A 24,531-nucleotide genomic window follows, 5' to 3' on the forward strand; every position below is an offset into this window, starting at 1 on the left:
CATCAGAGATGTGTATAAGAGACAGGTGCAACATCTCGGGGATCGACGACGAGGAGCTCATCGAACTCGGCGAGGACCCCGCCGACCCCGGCGGCTACTTCATCGTCAACGGCTCCGAGCGCGTGCTGATGACCAGCGAGGACCTCGCGCCGAACAAGATCCTCGCCGAGTACGACTCGAAGTACGGCGACGAGATCCAGGTCGCCAAGACCTTCAGCCAGCGCCGTGGCTATCGCGCGCTCGTGCTGTGTGAACGCAACCGGGAGGGGCTGCTCGAGGTCTCCTTCCCGAGCGTCTCGGGTTCGATCGACTTCGTGACGCTGGTTCGGGCGCTGGGGCTCGAATCCGACGAGGAGATCGTCCACCGGGTCTCGGACGACCCCGAGGTCGTGAAGTTCATGCTCGAGAACTTAGAGGAGGCCGACGTCCAGACCGAGGAGGAGGCGATCGAGACCCTCGGCGAGCGCGTCGCCAGCGGCCAGGGCAAGAACTACCAGCTCAAACGCGCCAACTACGTCATCGACCGCTACCTCCTGCCCCACCTCCACGAGGAGGGCGTCGACGACGAGGACGTTCGTATCAACAAGGCGTTCTATCTCTGCCGGATGGCCGAGGCCTGTTTCGAACTCGCGCTCGGTCGGCGCGAGGCCGACGACAAGGACCACTACGCCAACAAGCGCCTCAAAGTCTCCGGCGACCTGATGACCGACCTGTTCCGCACGGCCCTGAACAAGCTCGCGCGCGACGTGAAGTACCAGCTCGAACGCGCGAACATGCGAAACCGGCAGCTCTCGGTCAACACCGTGGTTCGTTCGGACGTGCTGACCGAGCGGCTCGAACACCCGATCGCGACGGGTAACTGGGTCGGCGGGCGTTCGGGTGTCAGTCAGCTCGTCGACCGCACGGACTACATGGGCGTTCTCTCCCACCTCCGGCGGCTCCGCAGCCCGCTCTCCCGGAGTCAGCCCCACTTCGAGGCCCGCGACCTCCACGCGACGCAGTGGGGACGCATCTGTCCCTCCGAGACGCCGGAGGGGCCGAACTGTGGGCTGGTGAAGAACTTCGCGCAGTCGATGGAGCTCTCCCAGGACATCGACGACGAACGGGAACTGAAACGAGAACTCGCCACGATGGGGGTCGAGGGGATCCCCGGCATCGAGGGCGTCACCCCGAGTGCAGACTAACATGAGCAGCCAAACCCAATCCAACGCACGCGACGCAAAGGTCTACGTCAACGGGAGCCTCGTCGGTACCCACGCCGACCCCGAGGGGCTCGCCCACCAGGTCCGCGAGGCGCGCCGCCGCGGCGACGTCGCGTCGACGGTGAACGTCTCGGTCAAGGACGGGACCAACGAGGTCATCATCAACGCCGACGCCGGTCGGGCGCGCCGACCGCTGATAGTCGTCGAGAACGGCGAGCCGCTGATCTCCGAGGCGGAGGTCGAGTCGGTGGTCGACGGCGAGTCGGACTTCGACGACCTCGTCGAGGGTGGATACATCGAGTTCATCGACGCCGAAGAGGAAGAGGACATCCTGGTCGGCGTCGACGAGGACGACCTCACGCCCGACCACACCCACCTCGAGATCGACCCCCAGTTGATGTTCGGCATCGGCGCGGGGATGATCCCGTACCCCGAGCACAACGCGAGTCCGCGTATCACGATGGGGTCGGGGATGATCAAGCAGTCGCTCGGGCTCCCCTCCGCGAACTACCGGATCCGACCCGACACCCGCCAGCACCTGCTGCACTACCCCCAGCTCTCGATGGTGAAAACCCAGACCACCGAGCAGATCGGCTACGACGACCGACCGGCGGCCCAGAACTTCGTGGTCGCCGTCATGTCGTATGAAGGGTTCAACATCGAGGACGCGCTGGTGCTCAACGGCGGGTCGATCGACCGCGCGCTCGGCCGCTCGCACTTCTTCCGGACCTACGAGGGCGAGGAGCGCCGCTACCCCGGCGGACAGGAGGACCGCTTCGAGATCCCCGACGACGACGTTCGGGGCGCGCGCGGCGAGGAGGCTTACACCCACCTCGACGAGGACGGCCTCGTGAACCCCGAGACCGAGGTCAGCGAGAGCGCGGTGTTGCTCGGGAAGACCAGTCCCCCGCGATTCCTCGAAGAGCCGAACGACATGGGCGGTCTCAGCCCCCAGAAACGTCGCGAGACCAGCGTGACGATGCGCTCGGGCGAAGCCGGCGTCGTCGACACGGTGACGCTGATGCAGGGCGAGGACGGCTCGAAACTCTCGAAGGTCTCGGTGCGCGACGAGCGGATCCCCGAACTCGGCGACAAGTTCGCCTCGCGTCACGGTCAGAAGGGCGTCATCGGCCACATCGCCCCCCAGGAGGACATGCCCTTCACCGAGGAGGGCGTGGTGCCGGACCTGATCATCAACCCGCACGCGCTGCCCTCGCGGATGACGGTGGGCCACGTGCTCGAGATGCTCGGCGGCAAAGTGGGCTCGCTCGAAGGCCGCCGGGTCGACGGGACGGCCTTCACCGGCGAGGAGGAGGAGGAACTCCGTGGCGCGCTCGAAGACCACGGCTTCGATTCGAGCGGTAAGGAGCGGATGTACTCGGGCGTCACGGGCGAGAAGATCGACGCCGAGATCTTCGTGGGGACCATCTTCTATCAGAAGCTCTACCACATGGTCTCGAACAAGATCCACGCGCGTTCGCGCGGGCCGGTGCAGGTCCTGACCCGCCAGCCCACCGAGGGGCGCGCCCGCGAGGGTGGCCTCCGGGTCGGCGAGATGGAACGCGACGTGCTGATCGGCCACGGCGCGGCGATGGCACTCAAAGAACGCCTGCTCGACGAATCGGACAGGGAGTTCATCTACGTCTGCGGCAACTGCGGTATGAGCGCGGTCGAGAACGTCGAACAGCGTCGGGTCTACTGTCCCAACTGTGGCGAGGAGACCGACATCCACGAGATCGAGATGAGCTACGCGTTCAAGCTCCTGCTCGACGAGATGAAGGCGCTCGGCATCGCGCCCCGACTCGACCTGATCGACGCGGTCTGATCTACTACCCCACCAACCCATGAGCACCAACGCAACCCCCAAAGAAATCGGCGCGATCGACTTCGGGCTGATGAACCCGGAGGAGTATCGCGAGATGAGCGCGACGAAGATCATCACGGCCGACACCTACGACGACGACGGCTACCCCATCGACATGGGGCTGATGGACCCCCGATTGGGTGTCATCGACCCCGGCCTCGAGTGTAGCACGTGTGGCCAGCACTCCGGGTCGTGCAACGGCCACTTCGGCCACATCGAGCTCGCCGCCCCCGTGATCCACGTCGGCTTCACGAAACTCATCCGACGACTCCTGCGCGGGACCTGTCGGGAGTGTTCGCGGCTCCTGCTCGATTCGGCCGAGCGCGAGGAGTTCGCGACCCGGCTCCAGCGCGCCCGCGAACTCGACAACGACGTCAACGACGTCACGAAGGCCGCGATCCGCCAGGCCCGAAAGAAGGACCGCTGTCCCTACTGCGGCGAGGAACAATACGACGTCCAGCACGAGAAACCCACGACCTACTACGAGGTCCAGGACGTGCTCGCGGCGGACTACCCGCAGCTGATCGCGGCGGCGATGCAGCCCGACGAGGAGGAGGACGAGCCCGGAACGTCCCCACAGGAGCTCGCCGACGAGACGGACATCGAGCTCTCGCGGATCAACCAGATCCTCGGCGGGGAGTTCCGCCCGCGCGAGGAGAGCCGGAAGGCCATCGAGCGCGCCCTCTCGGTCGACCTCTCCGAGGAGGACCTCAACAAGCTGATGCCCTCGGACATCCGCGACTGGTTCGAGGACATCCCGGACGAGGACGTGGGCGTCCTCGGCATCAACGCCGAGCGCTCGCGACCCGAGTGGATGGTTCTCACCGTACTACCGGTGCCGCCGGTGACCGCACGACCCTCGATCACACTCGACAACGGCCAGCGGAGCGAGGACGACCTCACCCACAAGCTGGTGGACATCATCCGGATCAACCAGCGGTTCATGGAGAACCGCGAGGCCGGTGCGCCCCAGCTGATCATCGAGGACCTCTGGGAACTCCTCCAGTACCACGTCACGACCTTCATGGACAACGAGATCAGCGGGACGCCGCCGGCACGCCACCGTTCCGGCCGTCCCCTGAAGACCCTCTCCCAGCGACTCAAAGGGAAGGAGGGTCGGTTCCGCGGGTCGCTCTCGGGCAAGCGGGTGAACTTCTCCGCCCGGACCGTGATCTCGCCGGACCCGACGCTGAGCCTCAACGAGGTCGGGGTTCCCGAGCGGGTCGCGAGCGAGATGACCCAGACGATGAACGTCAACGAGCGCAACATCGAGGAGGCGCGCCAGTACGTTCGCAACGGCTCGGAGGTCCACCCCGGTGCGAACCGGGTGATCCGGCCCGACGGCAAGGTGATGAAGATCTTAGAACAGGCGAAGGAGGAGCTAGCCGAGCGCATCGAGCCCGGCTGGCAGGTCCAGCGCCACCTCACCGACGGCGACATCGTGATCTTCAACCGCCAGCCGTCGCTCCACCGGATGAGTATCATGGCCCACGAGGTGGTCGTGATGCCGTACAAGACCTTCCGGCTGAATACGGTGGTTTGTCCGCCGTACAACGCCGACTTCGACGGCGACGAGATGAACATGCACGCCCTCCAGAACGAGGAGGCGCGGGCTGAGGCTCGCGTGCTGATGCGGGTCCAAGAGCAGATCCTGAGTCCGCGCTTCGGCGAGAACATCATCGGCGCGATCCAGGACCACGTCTCGGGGACCTATCTGTTGACGCACGACGACCCCGAAACGGGTGGGGTGCCGTCGTTCAACGAGACCCAGGCGCTCGACTTGCTCCGAGCCACTGGGGTCGATACGCTGCCCGACGCCGACGGCGAGGACGACCAGGGCCGACCGCTCTGGACGGGTCGGACGATCTTCTCCGAACTCCTGCCGGACGGTCTCGACCTCGACTTCACGAGCTCGACCGGCGACACCGTGGTGATCGAGAACGGCCGGCTCGTCGAGGGCACCGTCGACGAGGACGCGGTCGGCGCGTTCGGCGGCGAGGTCGTCGATACGATCGTCAAGCAGTACAGCGAGACGAGGGCCCGAGTGTTCATCAACGAGGTGGCCTCGCTCGCGATGCGGGCGATCATGCACTTCGGGTTCTCGCTGGGTATCGACGACGAGTCGATCCCCAACGAGGCCGAGGCTCAGATCGACGAGAGCATGGCCAACGCCTACGAGCGGATCGACGAGCTGATCGAGACCTACGAGAACGGCGACCTCGAGAGCCTGCCGAGCCGCACGGTCGACGAGACCCTCGAGATGAAGATCATGCAGACGCTCGGGAAGGCCCGGGACTCCGCCGGTGACATCGCGGAGGACCACTTCGCGCGCGACAACCCCGCCGTGGTCATGGCCGAGTCGGGCGCACGTGGCTCGATGCTCAACCTCACCCAGATGGCGGCGTGTGTCGGCCAGCAGGCGGTCAGAGGTGAGCGGATCAACCGCGGCTACGAGGACCGAACCCTTTCGCACTACCAGGAGAACGACCTCTCGGCCGAGGCCCACGGCTTCGTCGAGCACTCCTACCGTGGCGGGCTCACCCCGCGTGAGTTCTTCTTCCACGCGATGGGTGGCCGCGAGGGGCTGGTGGACACGGCGGTCCGGACCTCGAAGTCCGGCTACCTCCAGCGCCGGCTGATCAACGCGCTCAACGAACTGGAGACCCAGTACGACGGGACCGTACGGGACACCTCCGACAACATCGTCCAGTTCGAGTTCGGCGAGGACAACACGAGCCCCGTGAAGGTCTCCTCGGGCGTCGACAACGATATCGACGTCGACGAGATCGCCGACCGCGTGCTCGCCGCGGAGTTCGAGGACGACGGCGAGACGTTCGCCCAGCCGACGAACCTCTCGGAGCACGCCGACGCGCGCACCACCGACCGCGCGACCACGTCGGATGCGCCGATCGACGTCCCGGAGGTGAGCGATGACTGAGATCACGACGGCGATCGAGACCGCCGTCGAGGAGACGACCCTCCCGAAGCGCCTGAAGGACGAGGTCTACGCCACGATCGAGTCGCGCGAGGTCACCGAGGACGAAGCGACGTCGATCGTGGACGCGGTCGAGAATCGCTACCTCGACACGCGGGTCGAACCGCTCGACCCCGTCGGGACGGTCTCGGCCCAGTCGATCGGCGAACCGGGGACCCAGATGACGATGAACACGTTCCACTACGCGGGCGTCGCGGAGATCGACGTCACGCAGGGGCTGCCCCGGCTGATCGAACTCGTCGACGCCCGGAAGACGCCGGACACGCCGATGATGACGGTCTACCTCGACGGCGAGTACGCCACGGACCGGGAGAAAGCCCACGAGGTGGTCTGGAACATCGAGTCCACGCGTATCCTGGCGCTCGGCGACGTCTCGACCAACGTCGCGGACATGCTCGTCCAGGTCAGCCTCAACCAGCAGACCCTCGACGAGCGGATGATCTCGGCCGAGGAGGTCGCCGAGATAATCGAGGACTCGCTCGGGGTCGACGTGGCTCGAAACGGGACCACGATCGAGTTCGGCCCGGCACAGCCGAGCTACCGCGGCCTGCTCCAGCTCGTCGAGGAGCTCCGCGAGATCGTCTTCAAGGGTATCGAGGACGTCTCGCGCGTCGTGATCCGAAAGGAGGAGCTCGAAGAGGGCGAGGAGTTCGTGCTCTACACCGAGGGGTCGGCCTTCGGCGACGCCCTCGACATCGAGGGCGTCGACGCCTCCCGGACGACCTGTAACAACATCCACGAGGTCTACCGAAACCTCGGGGTCGAGGCGGCCCGCGAGATCATCATCGAGGAGACGATGAACACCCTTGAAGAGCAGGGGCTCGGCGACGTCAACATCCGCCACCTGATGCTGGTGGCGGACATCATGACCGCCGAGGGGACGATCGAGTCGATCGGTCGCCACGGCATCTCGGGCAACAAGGACTCCGTTCTCGCGCGCGCGGCGTTCGAGGTCACGGTGAACCACCTGCTCGACGCCGCGGTCCACGGCGAGGTCGACGACCTCAACGGCGTGGCCGAGAACGTCATCGTCGGCAAACCCATCAAGCTCGGCACCGGCGACGTCACGCTCCGGATGGGCGGGGCGACGGCCTCCGACGAGACCGAACCCGCCGACTGAGATGCGCGTCACGCTGTCGGACGCCGCCCGGCGACGTATCGGGCTGTTCGACGACGTCACGGGCGCGAACGCGCTCGACTGTCTGACCGACGACATGGGCGTGTGCTTTCTGGTGGCCGCCGGCGAGATGGCCGACGCTATCGGGCCCGACGGACGGACGGTCGAGAAGCTCGAGGACCGACTCGGCGAGCGGGTCACGCTGGTCGAGACCGCCGAGACGGCCGAGCGGTTCGTCGCCAACGCGCTCGCGCCCGCGGTGGTGCACAACGTCACGATCAGCGAGAACCGGAGTACGGTGGCCTACGCCGAGGTCGACCGGGCGGATACGGGCGTCGCCATCGGGCGCGACGGCCGCACCATCGACCTCGCACGGCGGCTGGCGAAGCGCCACTTCGATATCGACGCGATCGAACTGGTCTGAACCGACGCCCTCAGGCGATCCGTACGATACTTCTCCGCATCGACTGACGGTTCGACATGGCCGTTTCATTTCGCCAGCCCACGGACGACGACCCCGAACGGATCGCCGGATGGACCGATTCGCCGGCGTCACTGCTCCAGTGGGCCGGGCCCGTGTTCTCGTTCCCGTTCGATGCGGCACAGCTTCGTGACCACCTCGGCGAAATCGAGGACTCGGGACCTACACACCGGGCGTACGCCGCCGCTGCTGATGGCCGACTCGTGGGGTACCTCGAACTCGCCGACATCGATCGCGAAAACCGTTCGGCCCGCGTCGCGCGAGTGATCGTCGACCCGGCCGAGCGCGGGAACAGCTACGGAACGGCGATGGTGCGTGAAATCGTCCGGATCGGATTCGACGAGCTTGGTCTCCACCGGATCGGTCTCCGCGTGTTCGACTTCAACGAGGTCGCGATCGGGTGTTACGAGACCGTTGGCTTCGTCCAGGAGGGCGTGCTCCGCGACGTACGCCGACACGGTGAGGAGTACTGGTCGCTGGTGACGATGAGTTACCTCGAAACCGAACGGCCGTCGGATGAGTGATCCCCTCTTTTAGGCCGGCCGAAATACCGAAACCGCTTTTCGTTCCGACGGCAGTGCTCCCGTATGGTACCATCCACCGCGGACACGGGATCGAGCGCCGAGGTCGTCGTCGTCGGCGACGGCATCGCCGGTCTCTCGGCGGCCATGTTCACCGCCCGGCACGACCTGGGGACGCTGGTCCTCGGCGACGGCGAGTCGATCCTCCGGCGGAACGCCCACCTCGAGAACTATCCCGGGTTCCCGGCGGGGGTCAACGCACGACTCTTATTGGAGATGATGGGCGAGCAGGCCGACCGCGCCGGCTGCGACCGGCGGGAGGCGACCGTGACGCATGTCGAACCCCTCGACGACGGGTTCGCCGTCGAGACGGCCTTCGGGGACCGATACGAGACCCGATACGTGATCGCCGCGACCCGGAACGCGGTCGGCTACCTCGCCGACGTCGACGGGCTGGGGGTCATCGACCGCGGGAAGACGTTCCTCGAAACCGACGAGCGCGGCCGGACCGGCGTCGAGGGGCTCTACGCCGCGGGTCGGATCGCGGAGAAACCCTACCAGGCGGTCGTGAGCGCCGGCCACGGTGCGGAGGTGGCCGTCACGCTGCTGGAGGACGACGAGGCACCGTTCTACCACGACTGGGTCACGCCCGAGGGCTACTTCACCGGGCGTGGTCGCGACCTCCCGCCGGGCTGTGAGGAGGTCGACGAGGAGGAGCGCCGGCGGCGGGAGGACGAATCGCGGGAGGTCGTCGGTGAGTACGTCGCCGAGCGCCACCCGGACGACCAGCAGACCCATCCGAGCCTTCGGGAGGAATGAATCCCCTCTCCGAGGCGGCTCGAAACGGGAGGCATAAGTGCGCCCGTCGGATATGGGTGTCATAATGGCTAACGGCAAGTACGCAGGGCGAAAGCTCAAAAAGGACCGCCAGAACCACCGGTGGTCCGACTCGAAGTACGCCCGCCGCGCCCGCGGGCTCCGCGAGAAGACCGACGCGCTCGAAGGTGCGCCACGGGGTCGGGGCATCGTGCTCGAAAAGGTCGGGATCGAGGCCAAACAGCCCAACTCCGCCATCCGCAAGTGTGTGCGGGTCCAGCTGATAAAGAACGGCAAGCAGGTGACGGCGTTCTGTCCCGGCGACGGCGCGATCAGTTTTATCGACGAACACGACGAAGTCACCATCGCGGGTATCGGCGGCGCGAAGGGCCGCGCGATGGGTGACCTCTCGGCGGTCAACTACAAAGTCGAGAAGGTCAACGGCGTATCGCTGATCGAACTCGTTCGCGGGAACGCGGAGAAACCCGTCCGATGAGCGAGAGCGAGGCCGCCGAGGAGGAAGAGCAGGAAGCGGCGGACGAGGAGGTCGTCGCCGAGGAGGAGGCCGAACACGAGGCCGCCACCGGCGCGAAGCTCTTCGAGAAGTGGGACGTCACCGGGATCGAGTACGTCGACCCGAGCACCGAGCGCTATCTCAACGTGACGCCGGTCGAGCACACGATGGGCCGTCACGCCAGCAAGCAGTTCCAGAAAAGCGAGATCTCGGTGGTCGAGCGGCTGATCAATCGGCTGATGCAGACCGGCGAGAACACCGGGAAGAAACAGCAGGCGACCCGGATCGTTCGCGACGCCTTCGACCTCGTCCACGAGCGTACCGACGAGAACCCGGTCCAGATCCTGGTGCGCGCGGTCGAGAACGCCGCGCCGCGCGAGGAGACGGTGCGGCTCAAGTACGGCGGGATCTCGGTCCCGCAGGCCGTCGATATCGCCCCCCAGCGCCGGGTCGACCAGGCGCTGATGTTCCTCGCACAGGGCGCGTACAACGCCTCCTTCAAGTCGCCCACCGACGCTCACGAGGCGCTCGCCAGTCAGCTCACGGGCGCGGCGGACTACGACGTCCAGAGCTACGCGATCAATCAGAAGGAAGAACGAGAGCGCGTCGCGGCCGCCGCGCGCTGACGGGTCGGGACCGCTCGGTCCGACGCGGGTTCGATTCGCTGTTTCCTGTTTCGCAACGCCGCCATAGCCACGCCGAGGCTCGACGAGGTCGTTCGATACCGACGTGAGTGCTGTCCGCGAGATGAGTGTCGTTTCGTGGCGAGGCCGGCGATCCGTTGGTCGAACCGCTCACTCGGTGGTACGTCCGAAGGTGTCCTGCCCGTCGGAATCGAGCGCTCAGTCGGCGGCGTAGCCCGTGCGGATCGCGTACTCGCGGGTCGCCTCGACGAGGGTTCGCCGGTACTCGCTCGTGTCGGGGTCGGCGGCGAGCGTGCGGAACCGGCGTTTGAAGGCGGGCAGGTCGACCCCGGCGGCGTCGTCGGCGGCGGCGTGGGCGAGGTCGTAGAGGCGGTGGTCGTCGGGGATGCAGTCGTGGCGTTCGAGGAGGGCGAGCGCGAACGCGGCGTTCACCGCCGTGATGTTCGGGTCGGCGGCGGGGGTGAGGCGTTTCCAGGTCGGCGGGTCGACGGGTCTATCGGCGAGCGCGCTGGCGAGGCTGGATTCGAGAAACGCCACCAATCGGTCCGCGGGGGCCACGCTCAGGGTGATGTCGTCGGCGTAGATGTCCTTCATGTGGTTCGCGATCTGATAGCACTGGGTGAGGGTCCGGCGCTCGACGGTGTGACCCGCGAGCGCGAGGGTGATGGCCTCCCCTGTGGACTGGATGTGGGAGGGGTGGGACTGCTCGTACCGGCGCATGTGGGAGTACTCGTGGAGGGCGAGCGGGCGGGCCATCGCGCTGCTCGCGGCCTGACGTGAGATGTTGAGGACGTGACGGTCGTCGTAGTGGGCGGTCCACGTCCGCGAGTCCGGGTCCTCGCGGATCGTGACCTCGACGGGGAGGTCGAGGTCGTGTTCGGTCTCGAAGAGGTCGCGCGCCCCGAGGAACGGTTCGGTTGGGCCGGGCGACTGCACGCGAACATCCATGTGTACCAGTACCAGGGGGCTGCCCGGTATGACTCTTGTGCCGGCCTCGCGGTCGTAGGATGCGGAAACGGATCGAGTTCGTTCGCTCGCCCGAAACACCGAAAGACTCGCGTTCTCTCGCTCCGCTCGTTCACGCGAAACACCCTCACTTCGCTCCGCTCGTGACGAGCTTCCGCCTCGCTCCGCTCGGCGGAAACACCGATGGACTCACATCGTTCGTCCATCGAGCTTCGTGCTCGCTCGCTCTGCTCGCTCCCCCGAAACGCCGAAAGACTCGCCCGGCTCGTCTTTCGAGCCTCGCGTTCCCTCGCTCCGCTCGTTCACGCGAAACACCGTCGTTTCGCTTCGCTCACGACGTGCTTCACGCTCGCTCCGCTCGCGTGAAACAGCACCCTTTTGACCTTCCTTCCGGTAGGATTTCGTATAATGGGCAGACGCAAACAGATCGTCCAAGAGTGCGAGCGACTGATGGACAAGCCGGAGAACATCCGGAACATCGCCATCGCCGCCCACATCGACCACGGTAAGACCACCCTGACCGACAACCTGCTCGCCGGCGCGGGCATGATCTCCTCGGACCTCGCGGGCGAGCAGCTCGCGATGGACACCGAGGAGGACGAGCAGGAACGCGGGATCACGATCGACGCGGCGAACGTCTCGATGACCCACGAGTACCAGGACACCAACCACCTCATCAACCTCATCGACACCCCCGGCCACGTCGACTTCGGGGGCGACGTCACACGTGCGATGCGCGCGGTCGACGGCGCGCTCGTCGTGGTCGACGCCGTCGAGGGCACGATGCCCCAGACCGAGACCGTCGTCCGGCAGGCGCTCCGCGAGGGCGTCAAGCCCGCGCTGTTCATCAACAAGGTCGATCGACTGATCAACGAGCTCCAGGAGGGCCCCGAGGAGATGCAAGAGCGCCTCCAGAGCGTGATCGGCGACGTCAACGAGCTCATCCGCGGGATGGCCGAGGACAAATACGAGAACGAGGGTTGGAAGGTCTCCGTCCAGGACGGGACCGTGGCCTTCGGCTCCGCGCTCTACAACTGGGCCACCAGCCTGCCCCAGATGCAGGAGACGGGCATCGACTTCGGCGACATCATCGACTACAACCGCAACGACAACATCGACGAGCTCCGCGAGAACTCGCCGCTCTCGAACGTCGTGCTCGATATGGTCGCCGAGCACTTCCCGAACCCAGAGAAGTCCCAGCCAGAACGGATCCCAACCGTGTGGCGTGGCGACGACTCGACCGACCTCGCCGAGAGCATGCGTCTCGTCGACGACGAGGGTGAAGTCGTGTTCATGGTCACCAGCATCTCGATCGACCCCCACGCCGGCGAGATCGCGACCGGGAGGCTGTTCTCGGGGACGATCGAACGCGGCCAAGACCTCTACGTCTCGGGGACGGCGGGGCAGAACCGGGTCCAGTCGGTCGGGCTCTTCATGGGTGGCGAGCGCGAGGAGGTCGACCGCATCCCCGCCGGTAACATCGCGGCCGTCACGGGGCTTCACGACGCCATCGCGGGGTCCACGGTGTCCTCCGTCGAGATGACGCCGTTCGAGTCGATCGAGCACATCTCGGAACCGGTCATCACGAAGTCCGTCGAGGCACAGACGATGGACGACCTCCCGAAACTCATCCAGACCCTCCAGCAGGTCTCGAAGGAGGACCCCACGATTCGCGTGGAGATCAACGAGGACACCGGCGAACACCTGATCTCGGGCCAGGGTGAACTCCACCTCGAAGTCATCACCCAGCGTATCGAGCGCAATCAGGGTATTCCGGTGACGACCGGTGAACCGATCGTCGTCTTCCGCGAGGCCGTTCAGCAGGCCTCCGAGACGGTCGAAGGGCAGTCGCCGAACCGCCACAACCGCTTTTACATCACCGTCGAGCCGCTCTCGGAGGACATCGTCGAGACCCTCCAGCTCGGCGAGGCCTCGATGGACATGCCCGAACTCGAACGTCGCGAGGCGCTCCAGGAGGCCGGCATGGACAAGGACACCTCCCAGGAGGTCGAGGAGATCCACGGCACCAACATCCTCATCGACGAGACGAAGGGTATCCAGCACCTCAACGAGACGATGGAGCTCGTCGTCGAGGGCTGGGAGGAGGCGCTCGACGACGGGCCGCTCGCCGCCGAACCGGTCCAGGGCACCCTCATCCGGCTCCACGATGCGCGCCTCCACGAGGACGCCATCCACCGGGGTCCGGCACAGGTCATCCCCGCCGTTCGCCAGGCCGTCCACGGCGCGCTGATCAACGGCCGCATCTCGATGCTCGAACCGATCCAGAACGTCCGCATCGACGTCCCCTCCGAACACATGGGTCCCGCCTCGGGCGAGATCCAGGGCCGCCGGGGCCGCGTCGACGACATGTACCAGGAGGGCGACCTCATGGTGGTCGAGGGCGTCGCGCCGGTCGAGGAGATGATCGGGTTCGCCTCCGACCTCCGGTCGGCCACCGAGGGACGGGCCTCTTGGAACACCGAGAACGCCGGCTTCCAGGTCATGGCCGACAACCTCCAGCCCGAGACCATCCGCGAGATCCGCGAGCGCAAGGGGATGAAGCTCGAGCTGCCGGCCGGCGTCGACTACTTCTAAAGACCCACCTTTTGCTGCGGTCGCTCGTTCGCCGTCGGCTCACTCGCTCCCTGGCAAAATGTGGATCAAAAGCCTCCTCCTTCCTTCCAGTCAGTCGTCGGCCCGCTCGCTCACTTCGTTCGCTCGCGGTACGATCACCACCACCTCCGCCCAGCACCGTACCACACCCGCAAGCTGCACAGCACCGCCGAAGCCCTCGCCGCGCGCTCACTTCGTTCGCTGCTCGCTTCGCTCGCGCGGCTCGCCCTTCATCCACCAGGACCCGCCACTACATCCGCCCGCCACCGCACCGCAACCGCCCGCCGGCGGGCGGCCATCCACAGACCGAAGGTCACGGGGTGCGTTGTGAAGTCGTGAGCGACGAGTACGTGATCGAGGTCAAACCGTCCGCGCGCCGCGCCAGCCGAGCGGCCGGCGAGTGGGTCCACGAACACGGCCGCCGGCGCACCTTCGAGTCGAAAGCCCTCGCCCGCGAGTGGGCCCACACCGACGCCGACGGCCGAGTTTGGGTTCAGAACGCGGCTCCCCACGATTCCAGCTCGGTCGACGGCTACCTCGTCGGCGGCCGCCGTCCGGTGAGGAGCCGCTCGTCCGCACGACAGTCCACTATCGATGCACAGCAGGCGCTGACGGACTGAAGGTCGAAGAGTGCACCGGGGGTGAGACCTGAACCACGCACGGACGTTCCTGCTCGCTCGTTTCACTCGCTGTGCGGGCTGTCCGTTCTCGTTCAAATCACGTCGTCTCTGGTCACGAGTACGAGAGGCTCCGCTTCTCGGAATTGAAAACTGAGTAATGCGCCGGGGGTGAGATTTGAACTCACGTGTCCGTGAGGACAGTTGCTTTCGAGGCAACCGCCTTGGCCAGGCTAGGCTACCCCGGCTCATCTACCGATCCGGTGGACGCCCTGTTATCCGTTTCGGTCTCCGATCGCCATCCCTAAGCCTCCCGCCGCGTCCGTTTGGGCATGGATGTCACGGCGGCGAACGAGGAGACCGACGCGGTCCTCGACGCCCTCGGCGCGACCGTGATCGCCGAGCGCTCGCTGCTCGAAACCGTGCTGCTGGGTGTGCTCGCCCGCGGTCATGTCCTCTTCGAGGACGTCCCCGGCACCGGCAAAACACTGATCGCCCGGAGCACCGCCCGCGCGCTCGGACTCTCTTTCTCCCGAGTCCAGTTCACCCCCGACCTCCTGCCCGCCGACGTCACGGGAACCCACATCTACAACGAGGGGACGAGCGAGTTCGAGTTCTCGCCCGGCCCGGTCTTCGCGAACGTCGTGCTCGCCGACGAGATCAACCGCGCGCCGCCGAAGACCCAGGCCGCACTGCTCGAAGCTATGGAGGAGGGCCAGGTCACCGTCGACGGCGAGACCCACGACCTCCCGGAGCCCTTCTTCGTGCTCGCGACCCAGAACCCCGTCGAGATGGCGGGCACCTTCGAACTCCCCGAGGCACAGGTCGACCGCTTCCTCGTCAAGACCGGGGTGGGCTACCCCGACGAAGCGGGCGAGATCGAACTCCTCCGTCGGCGGGCGGCGCGCGAAGAACGGAGCCCGGCGGTCGAGGAAGTCCTCTCGGCCGAACGGGTCCGCGCGCTGCAGACCGTGCCCGAGACCGTTCGTGTCGACGAGGACCTCCTCGCCTACCTCGTCGCCATCGCCCGGGCGACCCGCCAGCGCTCGACCTGTTCGGTCGGGGTCTCGCCACGGGGTACCCAGCGGCTGTTCGAGGCCGTCCGCGCCCGCGCGGTGCTCTCCGGTCGTGATTTCGTCACGCCCGACGACGTGAAGGCCATCGTCCCCGCCGTCTGCGCACATCGGCTGGTGCTCACGCCGGATGCTGCGGTTGAGAACGTCGAAAAACGGTCCGTGGTCGCCGACGTGCTGGACTCGGTTCCAGTGCCGACGGTCTGACCGCTCGAACGTCTACTCGTCCGACTGCTGTTTCAGGTAGACCGCGAAACCGATCATCGTCGGCGGCCAGAGCCCGATGAACATCCCGCGCTGTTCGTTGCCGCGGACGTAGTACTCATAGAGCGCGAGCGCCACCGAGCCGAGTGCGCCGAACGCGAGGTACGGGGCACCGCCTTCCTCCGGGACCGCGTCTGTCTCTGACATTGCAACCCCGCTTCGGTCGGTACCCGAATACACCCCCGGAACGCGTCGGTTCCTTCCGAGGCCGCTACCCTGATACGGGTTCAGGTACCGGCCGTTTCGGCGAAAAAAGGCCCAGATGCCTGGCGCGAACCGAGCGAGGACGAGGCCTCGACGGCTTCACGTCGGCCCCGCTCGGGAGCGGCAAGGCTGATCGAGTACCGACATGTGCGCTCGCGAATGACCACCAGGGCGGACGACGAGCGGGGCTGTCCGAAGTGCGGCCACACCGGAGTCGACGTCGGCGAGATGTCGACGTCGGGCGGCGTGCTCCCGAGGATGCTCGGCGTTCAGACGAACGGTTTCACGGTCGTCTCGTGTACCGGCTGCGGTTACTCCGAACGCTACCGCGACACCACCTCGGGGTCGGGCGACATCACCGACGTCGTCTTCGGCTGATGGCAGCGACAAACCCACGACCGGGCGTCGTCCTACGGTCTGAGGGCGATGGCGAGTACCACCGCGCCACAGAGGAGGACGACCGGTGCGAGCGCCGGCCCGCCGCCGACGAACCGATAGACCAGTGTGCCGACGATCGCCGCGCCGAGCGCGAGCCCCGCGCTCGCACCGGCGTGAACGAGTTCGAGCCGCCTCGTCTCGGCCGCCCGCCCGAGCTCCGCACCGAGGTCGATGGCGAACGTGGCGACGTCCCACGCGACCACTGCGCCGGCGGTCGAAAGCAGCAGGAGTTCGGGCGGTGCGTCGGCGATACCAGCGAGGAGGACGCCACAGAACACCCCCGTCGCCCCGAGGGTGACGGCGGCGTGCGAGCGCCGGTAGAGCCCCACACCGACGGTGACCGTCCCGAGCGCACCGAGGCCGAACGCGGCGGGCGAGACGGCGAGCGCGAGCGCGCCGACCGCCCCCGCGACGATCGCGATCCCTTCACTCAGTCGCGGCGGCGAGCGGTCGATGACGCTGCTCACCGCGAGCCTCCAGCGCGTGCGAGCGCCACCGCGAACGGTTCGTCGCCCCAGTCGACCACGGGGATCCCGGCGGCCCGAAGCTTCGAGAGCCGGACCCGGCGCTCGGTTCGCGCGAGCTGACCGCCCGGCGTGTCGGTCGCCGTGGGGTCGGGGCTCACGACGCTCACAGGGTGGCCACCGACGTCGAGCCGCCGGAGCAAACGCACGAGGGCGTCGTCACAGATCGGCGAGCAGACCACGACCTGTGCGCGCGCAGGGATGCGTCGTCGGAGCCGCCGGAGCCGTATCGAGGGGAAGAACGGCTCGTCTGGCGGGGTGGGAGCGAACGCCGGGTGGGTGGCGAGCGCCTCGCGGACCTGCGCACGATGGGTCGGCCCCGTTCCGGGTGCGAGCCAGTAGGGATCGGGCGAGAGCGCTGCGAGACCCGTGGGGTTCTCCGCCTTCGTGAGACCGACGTAGAGCGCGCCGGCAGCCCTCACCGACCGCGAGACCGCCGACTCCGCCGCCGGACTCGGCGCACGGTAGGCCTCCTCGCGGGCATCGACGAGGAGGACGACCGCCGCGGCGCGCTCCTCGCGGAGGTCGACGGTCGAGAGGTCGCCGGTCTTCGCCAGCCGGTTCCAGTCGACCCGCGAGAGGGGGTCGCCCGGTCGGTACTCGCGGGTGGCCTGGAACGCCACCCCCGACCCGCCGATGTCGGTGAGCACGCGGCCGGGCTGGTCGATGGTTCGGTCGCGGAGGCCCCCCTCGACCCCGAAGCCGAGCGGCGGAACGCACGTCAGGGGTGTCTCGGTCGTCGCGACGACCCGCGCGACACGGTCGGTCGCCCCGACCGTATCCCGGAGCAGGACGAACGCCGACTCGAACCGGTGGACGCCACGCGTCGCGGCGACGCCGTACGAGAAGGTCGCGGTCTCGCCGAGTCCGAGCGGCGCGGTCGCGAACCGCGGCGACCCCTCGTCGACCGCGAGCCCCGGTGGGACGCCGTCGACGACCCGGAGGTCGTTGCATATCGACTCGCCGACGTTCTCGACCTCGACGGTGACGGTGACCGTCTCGTCGGGCGCGGGCCGGGACTCGCTCACGCTCCGCTCGATCCGGAGGGTGGCGGGCGGCGGCCGGGCCGACCGCGAGACCGCGGCGAAGGCGATGCCCACGACGCCACAGAGCACCAGCCCCGGGCTCGTGGCGAGGATCCCGACCGCACCCGCTACCAGTGCGAGCGCGCTCACCCCCCGCCACCGCCCGGTCCTGCGGACCGTCTCGTCGACGACCCCCTCCTCGCGACCGGTGGACGTACTCCGGGTCCGGCCGGTGCTCATCGGTCGTGCTCCCGGTCGGCGATCCGCGCGAGCGCGTCGATGGCGTGACGTGCCCGTCGCCGTGGGCTGGGTTCGCCGCTGAACGCCGCCCGGAGGCGCTCTTCGAGGGGGACGTCCGACGCGTGTGCCTCGGCGAAGAACGCTGCGGCGTGGGGGTCGTCGGTCCAGGTCCCCGCGGCGAGGCGCTCGCGGGCCGTCGTCTCGCTCTCGCCGTCGCGGACCAGCACCGCCACCGCGAGTTCGTCGAGGCGGTCGCGAACCGAGCGACGCTCGCCGATGCCGAACCGCCGACCCCGCGAGCCGAGCGCGTCGAGCTGGCGGTCGAGTTCGGCACCCGGCGTCGGGACGGACAGCGGCCGTTCGGGCGTCGGCGGTTCGATCCGTTGCTCGTCGGTGGTCGCGCGTTCGTAGACCGCCGCCGCGCCCGCGAGCCCCGCGACCACCCCGACGAGCGTGAGCAAGCTCGGTGTCACCCCGACCGCGAGCGAGGGCGCGACCACGACCGCCAGCCCCGCGAGAACGCAGCCGACGCCGACCCCGACGCCGAGACGTCGCCAGTTCACGGCTCCTCCGCGTAGGTCTCCTCGATGCGTCTGAGCGCGCTCGTCGCCCGCCGCTCGCGCTCGTCGGTCACTCGCTCGTCCCCGTACCGGACCCGCGTGAACAGGTCGGTGAGTTCGTCGACGTCTCGCCCGTTCATCCCGGCCTCGGTCGCCGCGCGCGCGAACTCGCCCGGCGTGCTCGATTCGGGACGCGTCACGTCGAGGTGGTCGGTCATCTCGCGCCACGCGCGGTAGACCCCGTTTTCGAGCGTCGCGTCGTTCTCGATCCGGTCGGCCGCCCGCCCCGCCGCCCGCCCGACCCCCGCCATCCCCGATGCATCGGTCGACGTCGAGTCGGCTTCGTCCATCTCCCCCTCGTCCTCCGACCGGAGGACGGCCGCGAGACCCACGATCAGCACCGCTCCCACCGCGACCGCCACCAGCGGGAGCTCCGTCGAGACGGGCTGGAGAGCGGTATCGGTCACCCCGCCCGACCCGCCGCCCGGGAACGAGGGCTGGCCCGTGCCCATGCCGCTCCCGTTCCCCCGTCGTCGGCCGTCGCTGCCGAACAGCTGGAGGATCAAATATCCCGCGGCGAGCAGGGCACCGAGCACGACCGCGCCGACCGCGGCCCGCCGGAGGTCGGCGAGGTCGAACTCGTTCCAGAGCAAAACGAGGAGAACGAGCGCCATCACCCCGACCACGACGAGTAGTAGCTGAAAGAACTCGGTCGGGAACTCACTGGTCGTCTCCGGCGACGGCGACCCCCCGAGACTGAAGCCGCTGCCCGAGCCGAGGAAGCCGCCGGAGCCGCCGCCGCTCCCGCCGCCGGCTCCCTGGGTGGCCGTCGGGGTGTCGATGACGGCGGCCCCGACGGCGAGCGCGAGCACCGCGAGGAGGGCGACCAGCACCGAGGCGAGCCTGCTCCGATTCACAGCGAATAGCTGGAGGCGGCGCGTTTGAGCCTTTCCCTCACCTCACACGCCGGTCTATACGGTGTCGGTGTCCTCCGCGTCGTCGAGCGCCGTGAGGTCGCGTTCGTCGTTGTACTCGCCACGACCGCCCGCCTCGCCGGTGAGTTCGCCGTGGAGCGCCTCGCGGACCCCCTCGGGGGTGTCGTACTCGTCGTCGAGCCGGCGGAAGACGTCGCCCATCGACTCGGTCTCGTTCGGCATGTCGATCGGCTGGTCGGCGTACTCGGTCGCGAGGTCCTCGCTCCCCACGGGGTACTTCCGGTCGCGGACGTCGGCCTCGACCTCGTCGAGGATGTTCTCGACGTGCTCGGCCCGGTTTCGCTGGCGGTCGCGTGCGTCGCTCATGTCGGAGTTGTCGTTCGGCATACCCCTCTTAGGAGAGTCGGACGAAAAAATCCATCACCGGCGCACGCAACCCCGTCCGACAGCGGTGTCGGACGATGCTCCCGACCGGACGTTCGTGACGAAGGAAGTCCGCTCTCCCCGATTTGAACTCACTCGCAACGCTCCGCGTTGCTCGCTGCTCAGATCGTGTCGACCGGATTTGCAAGCAAATCCGCTCTCCCCGATTTGAACGGGGGACAAGTCGATCTACAGTCGACTGCTCTGCCAAACTGAGCTAAGAGCGGTTACCGATACTACCCCGGTCGTCGGGTTTAAGAATTTCTGTTCGTGTCGGACGCGTGTGACGGCCGGGAAGATTGAAGTAGCCGGGTGTCGTCCCCTCGGAAAACGGATGAGCAAGATCACGTTCCGCGCGGACGACGAGCTCATCGAGGAGCTCGAAACCCTCGACGCCTCGAAGAGCGAGGCGATGCGCGAGGCCCTCCGGACCTATCTCGCGCGGAACGAACCCACCGTGTCCGACACCGCCGACAGCCTCGATACCCTCGTGGCCGAACGGGTCGAAGCCATCGTCGACGACCGGATGACGGGGGCGTTTACGTCGTCCCAACCCCAGGATATCAACGTAAACATCACACTCGACGGTAGTGCGGTCGAAGCCGACGAGACGGACGACCGAAACACGGACGCGCGTAAGACGCCCGCCCCGGACGCGCAAACGACGTCGAACGAGCGTAAAACCTGCGGTCAGTGTGGCGAGGAACTCAGCTCAGAGGTCGTCTACTGCCCGAACTGTGGGGAGAAGGCGAGCCATCGAGTGTTCTGTGACTGCGGTGACGAACTCCGATCCGACTGGGCGTTCTGCCCGAGCTGCGGTCGTCGGACGCCCGCAGCCGACGTTCTCGACGGACCGTAAACACCGAAAACGACTCGTATACGGCGTTTGCAGCCGATCCTCGTGACTGTCTTACGCCTTTCGGTAGATTTATTACACCGGCGACGATTGCATACGATTGCGTAAGACGACCGTCTTACAGTCGGGTCGATGGAGACGACCCCCGGTTCCGTAGAGCGGTTCCGGCCTGTAAGACGCGTCCCCACAGGAGAAACCAATGGAGCGTGTGACACTACGGATCCCGAAGCAACAGATAGAAGAGGTCGAACAGATGGTCGAACTCGGTGAGTATCCGAACCGAAGCGAGGCCATCCGGGCGGCGGTGCGCCGGATGGTCGCCGAGGAGAACCAGAGCGAGCGACGGGCCGAGCGCCCGTTCGCGAGGGCCTGACGATGCAGGATATCGTCGAGTCCGCGCTCGAGAACGCCGAGAAGGAGAAACAGCGCCGGGACGAGACCGAACTCGATGAGTTCGGCGACCCCCGGATCGTGGTGGTCGGCTGTGGCGGCGCGGGCAACAACACCGTCAACCGGCTCTACAACATCGGTGTCGAGGGTGCCGAGACCATCGCGGTCAACACCGACAAACAGCACCTCCAGATGATCCAGGCCGACACACGAGTGTTGGTCGGCAAGAGCCTCACCCAGGGGCTCGGCGCTGGTGGCGACCCCGAGATGGGCGAGCGCGCCACCGAGATGGCCCGTGGCACCCTGAAGGACGTGCTCGCGGGTGCGGATCTGGTGTTCGTCACGGCGGGCATGGGTGGCGGCACGGGTACCGGTGCGGCCCCCGTCGTCGCGCGGATCGCGGCCGACGAGGGCGCGATCGTCGTCGGGATGGTCTCGACGCCGTTCAACGTCGAGCGCGCGAGAACCGTCAAGGCCGAGGAGGGCCTCGAAGAGCTCCGTAACGAGGCCGACTCGATCATCGTCCTCGACAACAACCGGCTGCTGGATTACGTCCCCAACCTCCCGGTCGGCAAGGCGTTCTCGGTGATGGACCAGCTGATCGCCGAGACCGTGAAGGGGATCGCCGAGACCATCACCCAGCCCTCGCTGATCAACCTCGACTACGCCGACATGACCTCGATCATGGACCAGGGCGGCGTCGCGGTGATGCTGGTCGGCGAGACCCAGGACAAGAACAAGACCGAGGAGGTCGTGAAGGACGCGATGAGCCACCCCCTCCTCGACGTGGACTACCAGGGCGCATCGGGTGGCCTGGTCCACATCACCGGTGGCCCCGACCTCACCCTGAAGGAGGCCGAGGAGATCGCCGAGCGCATCACCGACCGCCTCGACCCCAGCGCGAACGTGATCTGGGGATCCCGCATTCGGGAGGAGTACAAGGGCAAGGTCCGCGTGATGGCGATCATGACCGGCGTCCAGAGTGCCCAGGTCCTCGGCCCCGACACCCAACAGCAGGCCGACCGCTCGCGGGCGGCGCTCGACGACGAGAGTTCGCTTTCCGGGGCGGAGTCGTCGACCGGGGGCGACGACCGCGGTGAACAGCACAACGGCCTCGACGTCATCCGATAGGTCCCGCTGACCGGAGTGCCCTCCACGCACTCGAAACATTACATATAATTTTCCTTCTATTTTCCATCCCGATTCAGTACCGTGTTTGCACCCGAACGTTCTCGATAAAACAACGTGATAGGTTCGGCCATCGGTCCGTGTACTACACGCTCGACGTCGGTCTCGTTGGGAGCGGAGCCGACCGACAGTCGTATTCTCGTGCGGGGAGAGCACCCGCGTATGACCGATTGGCAGGGCGTCGACCACGTCCAGTTGTGTGTTCCGGAGGGCGAGGACGCGAGGGGGCGGGCGACGAGGTTCTACACCGAGGTCCTCGGGTTCGACGCGCTCGACAAGCCCGACTCGCTCGACGGAACCGACAGCTTCTGGTTCGGGGACGGCGGGGTCGAGATCCACCTCGGGCCCGAAGCCGGGACGGAGCGTTCGCGCCGCCACCCTGCCTTCGTCGTGGACGACCTCGAACCGATACGCGACCGGCTCGAAGACGAGGGTATCGAGACTCGGACCGAACCGCCGATCCCCGGTCGGGAGCGGTTCTCGTTTCGCGACCCGTTCGGCAACCGGATCGAGTGTATCGAGTACGAGGACTGAACGGTCAGGCGGCGTGGACGGCCTCGGTGAGCTGGCAGGTCCGACAGAGGTCGCGGGTGGTGGCCGCGCCGCACCGCTCGCACTCGCCGAGGTCCGGACTGTTCTCGCGGTAGGCGCGGGCGGCGAGCTCGGCGAGCTCCTCGTAGCCCGCCATCACCGAGTGTCGCGTTCCGGGATGCTGGGCCTCCATTTTCAACAGGAGTTCCTGGATCTCCTTCCGGTAGGCCTCGCTAGAGTGGGGACACTCGGCCATGTGCACGGGTAGCTCGGCGAGGTGAGCGTAGAGCGCGACCTCCTTTTCGGGGACGTCCCGGAGGGGTTTCGCCCGCGGGACGAAATCGGTGGAGTCGGTGCGCTCGTCGAACGGCCCGAGGCTGGCGTCGAAGTGTTTCGCCATCTGGGCGACGTCGCCCTCGAAGAAGTTCATCAGGGCGGTCTGGGCTTCGTCGTCCAAATTGTGGCCGGTGAGGAGTTTGTCGGCCCCGAATCGGTCGGCGTAGTCGGAGAGGAGGTCGCGCCGGAACACCCCGCAGTAGGCACAGGGGGCCATGTTCTCGGGGTCCGTCTCGGCCACGTCGTCCATCTCGAGGTCGAACTCGTCGGCGTAGCTCACGACCTCGTGGCGGATGTTCAACTCACTGGCGAGCTCGCTGGCGGCGTCGAGGCTCTCGTCGCGGTAGCCCTCGATCCCCTCGTGGATCGTCAACGCGACGAGTTCGATCCGGGGGTCCTCCGTGAACGTCTCGGCGAGGATAGAGGTCAGCACGACGCTGTCCTTGCCGCCCGAGAGCCCGATGAGCCAGGTCTCGGGGTCTTCTGGACTCGCCTCGGGGCCGATGAGGCCGTCCTTGCGGATCCGCCGGCGGAGCCGCGACTCGACGGATTCGCGGAGGTGGTGTTCACAGAGGTGCGCCCCGGAGTATTCGGCGTGGAGCACGGCCTCCCGGTCGCACTTCGTACAGTTCATGCGCTCGATTACCCACTCCGGCGTTTCACGGTTTCGCCTCCCGAATCGACCCCTACTTCCCGTCGAGCGGCCTTCACCACCCATGGAGAAGACGAACCTCGACGCGGCGTTCGACTCGTTCGGCGAGCAGTGGTCGCCGCGGCTCGCGGACGCGGTCAACGACCACGGCCTCAAACTCGCGACGGTCGAGGGCGAGTTCGACCGGCATCACCACTCGGTCGACGAACTGTTCATGGTGCGCTCGGGGACGGTTCGCCTCGAACTCGACGCGGACGAGGACGTGGTTCTGGAAGCGGGCGAGTTCGTGACGATTCCAGCAGGTGTGGCGCATCGGCCGGTGGCGGAACGCGAGGCCGAGATCCTGCTGTTCGAACCCGTCGAAACCAAGAATACGGGGAACCGGGAGACCGAGCGGACCGTCGAAGTCGAGGAACTAGAGTAGGTTCTGGCTTTGATACAAGTCTGAACGAACGCGATATCTAGACTTCTCGATCAGCCAGCCGGCTGAGTGCGATTCTGAGAACTCCGAATCAGTCGGTCGATCGAGTGCGATTTCTAAT

Annotated in this window: 26 protein-coding genes and 2 tRNA genes; 18 read left to right on the top strand and 10 right to left on the bottom strand. The window is 67.0% G+C overall.

Features of this window, described 5'->3' with window-relative positions:
- The 9 genes from C447_RS05015 to C447_RS05055 all read left to right on the top strand — a co-directional run.
- Positions 1-1,184: DNA-directed RNA polymerase subunit B'' (locus tag C447_RS05015; protein ID WP_007691520.1), on the top strand; the 1,184-nt coding region annotated here is incomplete at its 5' end.
- 1 nt (position 1,185) lies between these two features.
- A complete protein-coding gene (rpoB, locus tag C447_RS05020) occupies positions 1,186-3,027 on the top strand; it encodes a DNA-directed RNA polymerase subunit B (protein ID WP_007691522.1) in 1,842 nt (613 codons plus the stop codon).
- A gap of 19 nt (positions 3,028-3,046) precedes the next feature.
- Positions 3,047-6,004 carry a DNA-directed RNA polymerase subunit A' gene (locus C447_RS05025; protein WP_007691524.1) on the top strand — a complete coding sequence of 986 codons (2,958 nt, stop codon included), beginning with the start codon at positions 3,047-3,049 and terminating at the stop codon, positions 6,002-6,004.
- Complete coding sequence (rpoA2, locus tag C447_RS05030; protein WP_007691525.1) at positions 5,997-7,181, top strand: DNA-directed RNA polymerase subunit A''; 1,185 nt, start codon at positions 5,997-5,999, stop codon at positions 7,179-7,181. The genes C447_RS05025 and rpoA2 overlap by 8 nt, the downstream gene beginning before the upstream one ends.
- Position 7,182: 1 nt before the next feature.
- Positions 7,183-7,602, top strand: a complete 420-nt coding sequence (locus C447_RS05035; RefSeq protein ID WP_007691528.1) for a NusA-like transcription termination signal-binding factor — start codon at positions 7,183-7,185, stop codon at positions 7,600-7,602.
- 56 nt (positions 7,603-7,658) lie between these two features.
- Positions 7,659-8,183: a GNAT family N-acetyltransferase gene (locus C447_RS05040; RefSeq protein WP_007691530.1), complete on the top strand. Its 525-nt coding sequence runs from the start codon at positions 7,659-7,661 to the stop codon at positions 8,181-8,183.
- Between the two features lie 63 nt (positions 8,184-8,246).
- Positions 8,247-8,999: an NAD(P)/FAD-dependent oxidoreductase gene (locus tag C447_RS05045; protein ID WP_007691531.1), complete on the top strand. Its 753-nt coding sequence runs from the start codon at positions 8,247-8,249 to the stop codon at positions 8,997-8,999.
- A 64-nt stretch (positions 9,000-9,063) separates the two neighbouring features.
- Positions 9,064-9,492 (top strand): 30S ribosomal protein S12, encoded by a 429-nt coding sequence (locus C447_RS05050; RefSeq protein WP_007691533.1) that lies wholly within the window; start codon positions 9,064-9,066, stop codon positions 9,490-9,492.
- Positions 9,489-10,136 (top strand): 30S ribosomal protein S7, encoded by a 648-nt coding sequence (locus C447_RS05055; protein WP_007691535.1) that lies wholly within the window; start codon positions 9,489-9,491, stop codon positions 10,134-10,136. The genes C447_RS05050 and C447_RS05055 overlap by 4 nt, the downstream gene beginning before the upstream one ends.
- A gap of 216 nt (positions 10,137-10,352) precedes the next feature.
- Here C447_RS05055 and C447_RS05060 read toward each other — a convergent pair whose 3' ends face one another.
- Positions 10,353-11,102, bottom strand: a complete 750-nt coding sequence (locus C447_RS05060) for a DUF5781 family protein (protein ID WP_010612112.1) — start codon at positions 11,100-11,102, stop codon at positions 10,353-10,355.
- A gap of 426 nt (positions 11,103-11,528) precedes the next feature.
- Here C447_RS05060 and C447_RS05070 point away from each other — a divergent pair, with 426 nt between their 5' ends.
- On the top strand, positions 11,529-13,715 hold the full coding sequence (locus tag C447_RS05070; RefSeq protein WP_007691538.1) for an elongation factor EF-2: 2,187 nt from the start codon (positions 11,529-11,531) through the stop codon (positions 13,713-13,715).
- 353 nt (positions 13,716-14,068) lie between these two features.
- The gene (locus C447_RS05075; protein WP_237713339.1) at positions 14,069-14,353 is read left to right on the top strand and encodes a hypothetical protein; all 285 of its coding nucleotides are present in this window, start codon (positions 14,069-14,071) and stop codon (positions 14,351-14,353) included.
- Positions 14,354-14,513: 160 nt separating this feature from the next.
- Here the strand turns inward: C447_RS05075 and C447_RS05080 are convergent.
- Positions 14,514-14,598, bottom strand: a tRNA-Ser gene (locus tag C447_RS05080).
- 84 nt (positions 14,599-14,682) lie between these two features.
- Between C447_RS05080 and C447_RS05085 the strand changes: the two genes are divergently transcribed.
- Positions 14,683-15,630 carry an AAA family ATPase gene (locus C447_RS05085; protein WP_007691541.1) on the top strand — a complete coding sequence of 316 codons (948 nt, stop codon included), beginning with the start codon at positions 14,683-14,685 and terminating at the stop codon, positions 15,628-15,630.
- Positions 15,631-15,642: 12 nt separating this feature from the next.
- Here C447_RS05085 and C447_RS05090 read toward each other — a convergent pair whose 3' ends face one another.
- Positions 15,643-15,834 carry a hypothetical protein gene (locus C447_RS05090; RefSeq protein ID WP_007691543.1) on the bottom strand — a complete coding sequence of 64 codons (192 nt, stop codon included), beginning with the start codon at positions 15,832-15,834 and terminating at the stop codon, positions 15,643-15,645.
- A 216-nt stretch (positions 15,835-16,050) separates the two neighbouring features.
- On the opposite strand from C447_RS05090, the gene C447_RS05095 reads away from it, so the two are divergent.
- Positions 16,051-16,269, top strand: coding sequence for a zinc ribbon domain-containing protein (locus C447_RS05095; RefSeq protein WP_007691545.1), 219 nt, complete (start codon positions 16,051-16,053; stop codon positions 16,267-16,269).
- A 32-nt stretch (positions 16,270-16,301) separates the two neighbouring features.
- On the opposite strand, the gene C447_RS05100 is transcribed toward C447_RS05095, so the two are convergent.
- The 6 genes from C447_RS05100 to C447_RS05125 form a co-directional block, all read right to left on the bottom strand.
- Positions 16,302-16,796: a DUF7519 family protein gene (locus C447_RS05100; RefSeq protein ID WP_007691547.1), complete on the bottom strand. Its 495-nt coding sequence runs from the start codon at positions 16,794-16,796 to the stop codon at positions 16,302-16,304.
- Positions 16,793-18,118 (bottom strand): DUF58 domain-containing protein, encoded by a 1,326-nt coding sequence (locus tag C447_RS05105; protein ID WP_007691549.1) that lies wholly within the window; start codon positions 18,116-18,118, stop codon positions 16,793-16,795. The genes C447_RS05100 and C447_RS05105 overlap by 4 nt, the downstream gene beginning before the upstream one ends.
- On the bottom strand, positions 18,115-18,681 hold the full coding sequence (locus C447_RS05110; RefSeq protein WP_007691550.1) for a DUF7269 family protein: 567 nt from the start codon (positions 18,679-18,681) through the stop codon (positions 18,115-18,117). Before C447_RS05110 ends, C447_RS05105 begins: the two co-directional genes overlap by 4 nt.
- On the bottom strand, positions 18,678-19,595 hold the full coding sequence (locus C447_RS05115) for a DUF4129 domain-containing protein (protein ID WP_044955885.1): 918 nt from the start codon (positions 19,593-19,595) through the stop codon (positions 18,678-18,680). Before C447_RS05115 ends, C447_RS05110 begins: the two co-directional genes overlap by 4 nt.
- 54 nt (positions 19,596-19,649) lie before the next feature.
- Entirely contained in the window at positions 19,650-20,000 is a 351-nt protein-coding gene (locus tag C447_RS05120) for a DUF5789 family protein (RefSeq protein WP_007691554.1), read from the bottom strand.
- Between the two features lie 189 nt (positions 20,001-20,189).
- Positions 20,190-20,263, bottom strand: a tRNA-Tyr gene (locus tag C447_RS05125).
- Positions 20,264-20,370: 107 nt separating this feature from the next.
- Between C447_RS05125 and C447_RS05130 the strand changes: the two genes are divergently transcribed.
- From C447_RS05130 to C447_RS05145, 4 genes are all read left to right on the top strand, one after another.
- Positions 20,371-20,895 carry a double zinc ribbon domain-containing protein gene (locus C447_RS05130; protein WP_007691555.1) on the top strand — a complete coding sequence of 175 codons (525 nt, stop codon included), beginning with the start codon at positions 20,371-20,373 and terminating at the stop codon, positions 20,893-20,895.
- 196 nt (positions 20,896-21,091) lie between these two features.
- Entirely contained in the window at positions 21,092-21,265 is a 174-nt protein-coding gene (locus C447_RS05135; RefSeq protein ID WP_029601858.1) for a ribbon-helix-helix domain-containing protein, read from the top strand.
- A 2-nt stretch (positions 21,266-21,267) separates the two neighbouring features.
- The gene (gene ftsZ, locus C447_RS05140; RefSeq protein WP_007691560.1) at positions 21,268-22,413 is read left to right on the top strand and encodes a cell division protein FtsZ; all 1,146 of its coding nucleotides are present in this window, start codon (positions 21,268-21,270) and stop codon (positions 22,411-22,413) included.
- 219 nt (positions 22,414-22,632) lie between these two features.
- The gene (locus tag C447_RS05145) at positions 22,633-23,004 is read left to right on the top strand and encodes a VOC family protein (protein WP_007691562.1); all 372 of its coding nucleotides are present in this window, start codon (positions 22,633-22,635) and stop codon (positions 23,002-23,004) included.
- A 4-nt stretch (positions 23,005-23,008) separates the two neighbouring features.
- Here C447_RS05145 and ncsA read toward each other — a convergent pair whose 3' ends face one another.
- Positions 23,009-23,971, bottom strand: a complete 963-nt coding sequence (ncsA, locus tag C447_RS05150; protein ID WP_007691564.1) for a tRNA 2-thiolation protein NcsA — start codon at positions 23,969-23,971, stop codon at positions 23,009-23,011.
- Between the two features lie 82 nt (positions 23,972-24,053).
- Between ncsA and C447_RS05155 the strand changes: the two genes are divergently transcribed.
- Entirely contained in the window at positions 24,054-24,413 is a 360-nt protein-coding gene (locus tag C447_RS05155; RefSeq protein ID WP_007691566.1) for a cupin domain-containing protein, read from the top strand.
- Positions 24,414-24,531: the final 118 nt, after the last annotated feature.

It is taken from the genome of Halococcus hamelinensis 100A6 (assembly GCF_000336675.1).
Taxonomy (GTDB): Archaea; Halobacteriota; Halobacteria; order Halobacteriales; family Halococcaceae; genus Halococcus; species Halococcus hamelinensis.